This is a genomic window from Blautia sp. SF-50, assembly GCF_900101315.1.
GTDB lineage: Bacteria > Bacillota > Clostridia > Lachnospirales > Lachnospiraceae > Blautia_A > Blautia_A fusiformis.
In genome coordinates this window covers 113,330-122,586 of the sequence record NZ_FMUW01000004.1, presented here as the reverse complement: position 1 = coordinate 122,586, position 9,257 = coordinate 113,330, and the positions used below count along the sequence as shown (strand labels likewise).

At 47.5% G+C, this 9,257-nt stretch carries 7 protein-coding genes; 3 read left to right on the top strand and 4 right to left on the bottom strand.

Features of this window, described 5'->3' with window-relative positions; genetic code table 11:
• On the top strand, nt 1-1,761 hold a 1,761-nt coding region (locus BLP57_RS04045), incomplete at its 5' end, for an alpha-amylase family glycosyl hydrolase (protein ID WP_330389329.1).
• A 142-nt stretch (nt 1,762-1,903) separates the two neighbouring features.
• On the opposite strand, the gene BLP57_RS04040 is transcribed toward BLP57_RS04045, so the two are convergent.
• The 4 genes from BLP57_RS04040 to BLP57_RS04025 all read right to left on the bottom strand — a co-directional run bounded on the left by BLP57_RS04040 (nt 1,904) and on the right by BLP57_RS04025 (nt 6,668).
• On the bottom strand, nt 1,904-4,462 hold the full coding sequence (locus BLP57_RS04040; RefSeq protein ID WP_021650821.1) for an HAD-IC family P-type ATPase: 2,559 nt from the start codon (nt 4,460-4,462) through the stop codon (nt 1,904-1,906).
• An 89-nt stretch (nt 4,463-4,551) separates the two neighbouring features.
• A complete protein-coding gene (nifU, locus tag BLP57_RS04035; protein ID WP_015526995.1) occupies nt 4,552-4,998 on the bottom strand; it encodes a Fe-S cluster assembly scaffold protein NifU in 447 nt (148 codons plus the stop codon).
• A gap of 28 nt (nt 4,999-5,026) precedes the next feature.
• Complete coding sequence (gene nifS / locus BLP57_RS04030) at nt 5,027-6,214, bottom strand: cysteine desulfurase NifS (RefSeq protein WP_015526994.1); 1,188 nt, start codon at nt 6,212-6,214, stop codon at nt 5,027-5,029.
• 25 nt (nt 6,215-6,239) lie between these two features.
• A complete protein-coding gene (locus tag BLP57_RS04025) occupies nt 6,240-6,668 on the bottom strand; it encodes an RrF2 family transcriptional regulator (protein WP_015526993.1) in 429 nt (142 codons plus the stop codon).
• A 122-nt stretch (nt 6,669-6,790) separates the two neighbouring features.
• Here BLP57_RS04025 and BLP57_RS04020 point away from each other — a divergent pair, with 122 nt between their 5' ends.
• Together BLP57_RS04020 and BLP57_RS04015 are read left to right on the top strand one after the other, a co-directional pair.
• Nucleotides 6,791-8,125 (top strand): polysaccharide biosynthesis protein, encoded by a 1,335-nt coding sequence (locus BLP57_RS04020; RefSeq protein ID WP_092069582.1) that lies wholly within the window; start codon nt 6,791-6,793, stop codon nt 8,123-8,125.
• A gap of 42 nt (nt 8,126-8,167) precedes the next feature.
• Nucleotides 8,168-9,199: a 3-deoxy-7-phosphoheptulonate synthase gene (locus BLP57_RS04015; RefSeq protein ID WP_015526991.1), complete on the top strand. Its 1,032-nt coding sequence runs from the start codon at nt 8,168-8,170 to the stop codon at nt 9,197-9,199.
• The last annotated feature ends 58 nt before the right edge of the window (nt 9,200-9,257 follow it).

Here is a 9,257-nt window from a genome sequence, read left to right as displayed (position 1 = left end):
GAGACTTCCAAGACCGAGCCGATCAAGGTTGAGACTTCCAAGACCGAACCGATCAAGGTCGAGACTTCCAAGACTGAGCCGGCAAAAGTTACTACTTCCAAGATTGAGCCTCTGAAAGTCGAAACTTCCAAGGAGGACACAGCTTACGATGCCCTCTACGAGAAACGTCTGAAACACTACTACAATGATCTGAAATGGCTTTACTGCGAGCTGTTCCGCGATCACCCGGAAGTTACCGGCACATTCTCAAGCCTCACAAAAAAGATGAAAGAAATCTACCGTGAGCGTTCTCTTTCCATGAAGGAAGCCGACCAGAACTGCGCTGCAGATCCTGACTGGTTCCGTAAGACTACTTTCACCGGAATGGCTGTAAATCCTGCTGACTTCGCAGATACTCTTTCCGGGCTGTCCGATAAGCTGGACTATATCAGTGAATGCAAAGCAGACACTCTGTACCTGACAGATCTTTTCCAGGCAACCTCCAACTGCTCTCTTCGCATTATCCCGGAGATCGGAACCTCCGAAGATCTGTACACACTTGCAGCTAACTGTAGGAAAGCAGGTATCCGCCTGGCTCTTGAGATCCCGTTAAGTCTTTCTGTGGATGACCCACAGTCCGGTGCGCCATGTGTGCTCCAGACTCCGGCTTATTTCAATGCAATGCTTCTTCAGATCCTGGAGCTTGCAAATGAAGGTGCTTCTATATTCAGCCTTGGTGTCCTTCCGATGATGCCGGAAGAAAATCTCTGGAAGCTTCACTCTCTGCTGCGTATGACCCGAATGGTGTGTGAGATCGTATGCCCCGGAATTCTTCTCCTTGGCGAAACAGACCGCCCACCTGCAGAGGCTGCTGCATTTGGCGGAACTTCCGATATGCCGGAACTTCACATTGTAAACAGCACCCAGCTGATGTCCGATCTCTGGCATACCGTTGCCACAAAGGACACTGCCCTTCTCCGCCGGGGAATCGACAGAGCTGCAGACCTTCCGCAGGCACCGGTATTCCAGAATTACCTCCGTAACCGCAACACGGTACGCTGGAATCTGGACTATGATTTCCTGAAAGGAAGCTTTATCACAGAAGGGCCTCACAGAGATTATCTGAATGAATTCCTGGCAGGTATTTTCCCTGATTCCTTTGCCCGGGGTGAAATTTATGTAAATCCGGAAACCGAGGAATCCGAGCTCTGCGGAACAACCGCATCTCTTGCAGGAATCGAGCGTTTTGATTATGAAGGAAATATGGAGGGTGTCAGCCGGGGAATCCGCTATGACGTAGCACTTCATGCATTGCTTCTTTCCCTCCCCGGAATTCCGGTACTTCGAAGCGGTGACGAGGTCGGACAGCTGAATGACTACACCTATAAAACAGACATTTCCAAAGCAGCTGATCCTCGCTGGCTCCACAATGGACGTTTCAACTGGGCACTTGCCCGGAACAGAGCCGATGCCGAAACGATCCAGGGACGCATTTTCAACAGCCTTGAACAGCTGGAATCCATCCGTGCCAGCCATTCGGTATTTGCACCTGAAGTTTCTGCACATACACTGGAAACCTGGGAAAAAGCTCTCCTTGCCCTGGTAAGAGAAACCTCCAAAGAAAAGCTGATCTGCATCTACAACTTCAGCGACCAGGATAAGGTAGCCTGGATCAACGAACAGGACGGTACCTACACAGATCTTCTCACTGGAGTTCAGAGAGACGCACAGGCTGTAGAAATCCCGGCCTTCGGATTTATCTGGCTTATGCACACGAAATAATAGCTTTGTCAGGCGGATATCCACAATCTGCATTCTCTACACAGCTCTGCACCGGATAACTGGATAACTGCTTCACAGTTTATTTGCAAAAAAGGACACTGCCATTTTCAACGGGCAGTGTCCTTTTTTATTTCTCATATTATTATTTTCTCAGCTTATCAATAAATGCAGCAAATTTCCCCTGTTCCCCACTATCCAGCGAACGGCTGTAAATATTTCTGAGCCAGGCCGTGATCACATCGATCAGGATCGGAGAAAATGTCATCAGAAGGAACACCAGAATGATCATTCCGAATTCCAGCGATCCCAGTGTCAGAAGATTCTGCAGAACCACCGCCGCACCGAAAAAGATCACCTGCATACTGTAAATGATCACCTTTCGATACTTATTCAGAGGTGCGTAAACTGTCTTAAGTGCCGCCATATAATTCCATCCTGTTACAAGCACACAGGCTGTATTCAGCATAACATTGGAATGGTATACATTCTGGCATACCAGCATCACACTGAACACACAGCCCGTGATGGTCACAGCAGCCGGAAATGCATTCATAAATACATGACGCAAAAATGTATGGTCGATCTTCTCATAATTATTCTCCTGTGCCAGAAGGAATGTAGGAATACCAACAGCGCAGGCACTGATCAGAGACATCTGGATCGGCTCAAAGGGATAGGAATCCCCGAAGAAGATCGTGATCAGTGACAGCAGCACGGAAAAAATCGTTTTGATCAGAAACATAGATGCCGCAGTACGGATATTGTTTACAACCCGGCGTCCCTGATTCACAATTTCCGGCATTGCTGCAAAATTAGAATCCAGCAATACCACATTGGCAATATTCTTGGCCGCATCACTGCCCTCAGCCATGGCAATACTGCAGTCCGCCTCTTTAAGCGCCAGAACATCATTGACACCATCACCGGTCATGGCAACCGTATGCTTCTGAGCCTGCAAAGACTTCACCATTGCCTGTTTCTGCTGAGGTGTTACACGCCCGAACACACTATATTCTGCAACTGCCTCGTCCATCTGTTCCTGAGTTGTGATCGTTGTCGCATCGATATAATGCTCTGCATTTTTAAGGCCTGCACGTCTGGCAATTGCAGAAACCGTCATCGGATCATCACCGGAGATCACTTTCAGATCAACACCCTGACTTTCGAAATATGCCAGCGTATCCGGTGCCTCTGCACGGATCACATCGGTAATAAGCAAAAGTCCGACAGGTTCCAGTCCCTCCGGAAGCTCCGCTCCCTCACTCACATTTACACTATGGGCAAGAACCAACACACGAAGACCTTCCTCTGCAAATCTGCCACAATACTCCATCAGCTCCGGGTTCCCTTCCGGAAAAAGAAACTGCGCTGCACCCATCAGATAAGTACCTGTATCTGTAAATGCAGCTCCGCTGTACTTCCTGTCAGAAGAAAACGGGATCACATGATCCAGCTCCATATCCTGAGATACTTTAAATCTTGCCCTGAGTGCATCGGCAGTGGCATTCTGATCCTTCAGCACAGAAAGCAGATTTCCCATGATATGCTCGATCTCCCGGGTCTTCTCCGGATCTTCCTGACTATGTTTCTCCGGGTCAGCTTCTGACTTTTCCTGTAATACGAGATTCGCGCTTCCATCCTCCTTTGCGATCGCATCTGTTGCTGAAACTGCAGAAGTCGCAGAACTCTCAGTTCCATCGCTGTCACCTTCGCCGGATTCAGGATCTTTCCCGGATATTGTCTCTGAAATCTCATCATACACCGGCGGATAGTTCTCCACCGCCTCCACACACATGGTACCCTCTGTGATAGTTCCTGTCTTATCCAGGCAGAGCGTATCCACGCGTGCAAGAGTTTCTATACAGTACAGCTCCTGCACCAGCGTCTTCTTCTGGGCAAGCTTCAGCGCACCCAGAGTCAGTGCCACACTGGTAAGAAGGACCAGTCCCTCCGGGATCATTCCCAGGACCGCTGCAACCATATTGACAACAGAATCCCGGATATTGTCTCCCACAAAATAATACTGTTTATAAAAAAGCAGCGCACCCATTGGTACGATAATGATACTGATCACCTTCAGAATGGCATTCAGGGAATTTCTAAGCTCTGAATTATGGCGTTTGAATTCCTTTGCCTCGCTGGTGATCCTTGACGCATAGTTGTCACTTCCCACATGGATGATCTGGCAACAGGCCTGTCCCGCCGTCACAAAGCTTCCGGAAAAAAGCTCATCTCCCGGATTCTTCGGAAGATTGTCTGCCTCACCGGTAAGCAGAGATTCATTGACCTCAAGACTTCCCTCCAGGATCTTCGCATCTGCCGGAACCTGTTCTCCGGCCTTCAGGAATATCAGATCATCGACAACCAGCTTCTCTGTAGAAATTTTCCATTTTTTTCCTTCACGCAGAACAACCGTCTTGGATTCTGTCAGGATGGCCAGCTTGTCAATCGTCTTCTTGGCACGGACCTCCTGAATGATCCCGATCACGGTATTAATAAAAATGATTCCTACAAACATGGAGTTTTTGTAGGAACCAACCAGCAGTACGAGAACCAGCAGCACCAGGTTCAGAAAATTGAAGAATGTCAACGTATTCTCCAGAATGATCTGCTTATATGTCCTGGTGTTGGGGTTTTCGTTATTATTTACCTGGCCCTGCGCAATTCTTTCCTGAACTTCTTCGTTCGTAAGTCCTGTCATGCTTCTTACTTACCTGTCCTTTCAATGGCTTACGGTTCTGTTCGACTGAAGCTTGCTCATGCCCCGGTTATGATCGTAAATAAAAGGAATCAATACTCCTCTTCTGTATCCTCTTCACCCTCGTGGATATCAGACTTCGGTTTGGAAAGACCCTCGATCTTAATGTGATGTTTCTCTGCATAATCCCAGAGAGCTGCATGAATTGCTTCCTCAGCAAGCAGGGAACAGTGGATCTTTACCGGCGGAAGTCCGTCCAGAGCCTCCATAACGGCCTTGTTGGTTACTTCCATAGCTTCCTCAATGGTCTTGCCCATTACAAGTTCTGTTGCCATGCTGCTTGTTGCAACTGCTGCACCGCATCCAAATGTTTTAAATTTGCAGTCTTTGATAATATGAGTTTCGTCATCGATATCAAGGAATATTCTCATAATATCACCGCATTTTGCATTTCCTACAGTACCCACGCCACTTGCGTTCTCGATCTCACCGACATTACGTGGATGCTGAAAATGATCCATTACTTTTTCACTATACATTATTTTTTCCTCCTGGCAAGTATTTTTATTATTTTTTCTGCTTTTTAATAAAATCTTCATATAATGGAGACATGCTTCTTAAGTTTGCAGTAATATCTTTCAGCTTATCTACTACAAAATCAACATCCTCCATTGTCGTCTCCTCGCTTAAGGTCATACGGAGAGATCCGTGTGCGATCTCATGAGGAAGACCGATAGCTAACAGAACGTGTGACGGATCCAGAGAACCGGATGTACATGCGGAACCGCTGGATGCACAGATTCCGAAATTATCAAGCATCAGAAGAAGTGACTCTCCCTCGATGAACTGGATGCTTACATTTACGTTGTTCGGAAGACGTTTTACTTTATCTCCATTGAGACGTACGTACGGGATCTCTGTGAGGATCCTGTTGATCATATGATCTCTGATCTCGATTTCTTTTGCAGTACGCTCTTTCATGGACTTGTTTGCACGCTCTGCTGCAAGACCGTATCCTACGATACCAGGAACGTTCTCTGTACCTGCACGACGTTTTCTCTCCTGTGCTCCGCCATGTACGAAGGAGCGGATCTTAACACCCTTACGGATATAGAGGAAGCCGATTCCCTTCGGTCCGTTGATCTTATGTCCGCTGGAGCTGAGCATATCAATATTGAACTCATCTACATTGATCGGGATCTGGCCGAATGCCTGAACAGCGTCTGTATGGAACAGGATTCCATGCTCATGTGCGATCTGTCCGATCTCTTTCAGCGGCTCAAGAGTACCAATCTCATTGTTTGCAGCCATAACAGAGATCAGGATGGTCTCCGGTGTAATGGCTTTCTGAAGCTCATCCAGGTCAATGAAACCATTCTCATCTACATCCAGGTATGTGACCTTGGCACCACGCTCTTTTTCAAGGTACTCGCAGGTATGAAGGATGGCATGATGCTCGATCTTTGTTGTGATGATATGGTTTCCTTTATTTTTATATGCCTCAAAGGTCGCTTTCAGAGCCCAGTTATCAGACTCGGAACCACCTGCTGTAAAATAGATCTCCTCTTTTTTGGCTCCGATCACATCTGCGATCTGCTGTCTTGCCTTTGCGATGGCAGCCTTGCTGTTTGCCGCAAAATCATAAACGGTTGAAGCATTTCCATAAAACTCTGTAAAATACGGCAGCATAGCCTCCACAACTTCCGGTGCGGTCTTTGTGGTAGCCGCATTGTCCAGATATATCATTTTTCCCATTTTCTTTTCCTCCTGTTCAGGATAATTATTTTTCGTGTATTCTCCGGCTTTCTTCGATCAGCTCACTGAGCATTAGGGTATCCACTGCATCTGTGATGCTGTCGTTGATCCTCTTCCACACTAATTTAGCCACGCAGAGATCAGAACCCTGGCAGCCACCGTCACCTTCTGTTCCCGGACATGTTGCAGCCTCCAGGCCACCCTCCAGGACACGAAGGATATCTCCCACTGAAATCTCTTCTGCCGGTCTTCCAAGGAAGTATCCTCCGGCTGCGCCGCGGACACTCTTCACAAGGCCCGCTTTCTTCAAAAGTGCCATCAGCTGCTCCAGATAGCTGACTGATATATTCTGACGGCCCGCAATACTCTGAAGCGAGACCGCTTCTTTTTCACTGTAAAGACCAAGGTCTATCAAAGCCTTAAGTCCGTATTTTGCTCTTGTTGACAGTTTCATCCGCTCACCTCTTTTTCAATTCCCAGTGTTTTCCTCGGATTTCATGTTTACTCTATCAGAAACATATGGTTCTGTCAAGACTAACTTCTTCATATACTGACAAAAAAGACTCAAGGTTATCCATGTCAAAAAAAATATTTCTCAAAGGAACCCTGATTCTTGCCTGCACAGGCCTTATCAGCCGTATCGCAGGTTTCTTTTATAGAATATTCCTCTCCCATGCCATTGGTGCGGAAGGTCTTGGTTTGTATCAGCTGGTTCTTCCTCTCCAGGGACTTATGGCCGCTTTATCCTATACAGGGATCCAGTCTGCCCTTTCACGCCTGATCGCATCCAGACTTGCCCTTCAGGAGAAAAAGGAGGCACGTTTTTCGCTGGTCACAGGAACACTTATGGCTGTCTTTTTTTCTGCTGCAGCCGGTTTTCTGCTTTTTCAGCACGCATATTTTTTTGCTTCCGCAATTCTGAAAACACCGCAGACTGCCGGTCTTCTTCGCCTAATAGCTGTCAGTATTCCTCTCTGTGCCATTCATTCCTGCATTGACAGCTATTATTATGCCCGGAAAAAAGCCTCTGTTCCGGCAGTCGTGCAGCTTTCGGAGCAGTCTGCACGGATCGGCACTACCTATATCCTGTATCTGATCTTTCTTTCCGAAGGACGTCCGATCACTGCATTGATCGCAGCGGGAGGTTCCCTTGCCGGAGAGACTGCCGCTTCGCTGGTGTCGCTGCTGGTAGTTTCCTTTCATTTCGGAAATCACCCTGTACACGAAAAGACTCCCGTCAGGATCTTTCCGCTGATAAAGGACCTTTTCACACTGTCTTTTCCCATTTCCCTGAACAGGATCCTTCTGACACTTCTCGGCAGCATAGAAGCGGTCCTGATTCCACAGATGCTTCTGCGTTCCGGCATGACAGCCTCAGACTCACTGAAGATCTATGGGATCTTTACAGGAATGGCACTGCCCCTGCTCCTGTTTCCTTCCACACTTACGTCTTCCGCCGCTGTGATGCTGATGCCTTCCATCGCACAGCTTGATGCACTGGGAAAACAGAAGCAGATCCGCCGTGTCACAGATCAGACCTTTTTTCTGTGCATGTTCCTGGGATTTCTATGCGGAAGCGGATTCTTTCTTTTTGGCCCATTCCTCGGAACATTGCTTTTTCACAGCCAGACTGCCGGAACCTACATACGGTATCTGTCTTTTATCTGTCCTTTTCTTTATACAAACACCATGCTCACCAGCATCCTGCAGGGACTTGGAAAACCAGGGCTCTGTCTGATCCACAGTATTGCCGGCATTCTCATCCGTATTTTCTCCGTTGTTTTTATAATTCCGGCAACAGGGATCCGAGGCTATTTTTACGGAATTTTTCTGGGTGAGCTGCTGCTTACTCTTCTACACGTGAAAGCGCTAAAATTTCCCTATCGACAATCGGCCAATAATCGTTTATAATAAATAATCGAAATGTCTATAGTTATGGAGGAATAAAGTACTATGAGTTTTGAATTCATAAAAAAACTGCCAACTCCTGAGGAAATCCGCAATCAGTATCCGCTCGATGCTGAACTTCAGGCGCTCAAGGAGAAACGCGATGCTGAGATTCGCGACGTTTTCACCGGAAAATCCGATAAATTCCTCGCTATCATCGGACCATGTTCTGCAGATAACGAAGATGCCGTATGCGATTATCTTTTAAGACTTCGCAAAGTTCAGGAAAAGATCGAGGATAAAGTCCTTATCATCCCGCGTGTTTACACAAACAAACCACGTACGACCGGTGAAGGATACAAGGGAATGGTCCATCAGCCGGATCCTGAGAAAAAACCGAACCTTCTTGCCGGACTGATCGCGATCCGCAAGATGCACATGCGTGCTATCCGCGAAAGCGGCTTCACCTGTGCAGATGAGATGCTTTACCCGGAGAACTACCGTTATCTCTCTGATCTGCTTTCCTACGTTGCTGTAGGCGCACGTTCTGTTGAAGATCAGCAGCACAGACTCACTGTCAGCGGCATGGATGTTCCGGCTGGTATGAAGAATCCTACCAGTGGTGACTACAGCGTTATGCTGAACTCCATTGTTGCAGCACAGGGCGCTCATCGTTTTATTTACAGAAGCTGGGAGGTTGAGACCACCGGCAACCCACTCTCTCACGCAATCCTTCGCGGTGCGGTAAACAAGCATGGGGAAGCGATCCCGAACTACCATTACGAGGATCTTCGTCTTCTCTATGACAAATACCATGCAAAGAACCTTGCCAACCCGGCAGTGATCGTGGATACCAACCACTCCAACTCCAACAAGCATTACGAGCAGCAGGTTCGTATCGCAAGTGAGGTTCTTCACAGCCGTCAGGTAGATCCTGAGCTTCACTCCATGGTAAAGGGTCTCATGATCGAGAGCTATATCGAGCCAGGCAACCAGAAGATCGGTGGAGATCACATCTACGGAAAATCCATCACAGATGCCTGCCTTGGTTGGGATGAGTCTGAGAAGCTGCTTTACACGATCGCTGAAAATTGCTAATATCTGTCTGATCTGCACTTCAGGGAACAGACATTTGTGATCCTTTTACACTTTATGT

Coding starts and splice junctions, on each gene's coding strand:
- BLP57_RS04040 (WP_021650821.1), bottom strand. CDS start 4,462: ATGACAGGACTTACGAACGAAGAAGTTCAGGAAAGAATTGCGCAGGGC.
- nifU (WP_015526995.1), bottom strand. CDS start 4,998: ATGTATAGTGAAAAAGTAATGGATCATTTTCAGCATCCACGTAATGTC.
- nifS (WP_015526994.1), bottom strand. CDS start 6,214: ATGGGAAAAATGATATATCTGGACAATGCGGCTACCACAAAGACCGCA.
- BLP57_RS04025 (WP_015526993.1), bottom strand. CDS start 6,668: ATGAAACTGTCAACAAGAGCAAAATACGGACTTAAGGCTTTGATAGAC.
- BLP57_RS04020 (WP_092069582.1), top strand. CDS start 6,791: ATGTCAAAAAAAATATTTCTCAAAGGAACCCTGATTCTTGCCTGCACA.
- BLP57_RS04015 (WP_015526991.1), top strand. CDS start 8,168: ATGAGTTTTGAATTCATAAAAAAACTGCCAACTCCTGAGGAAATCCGC.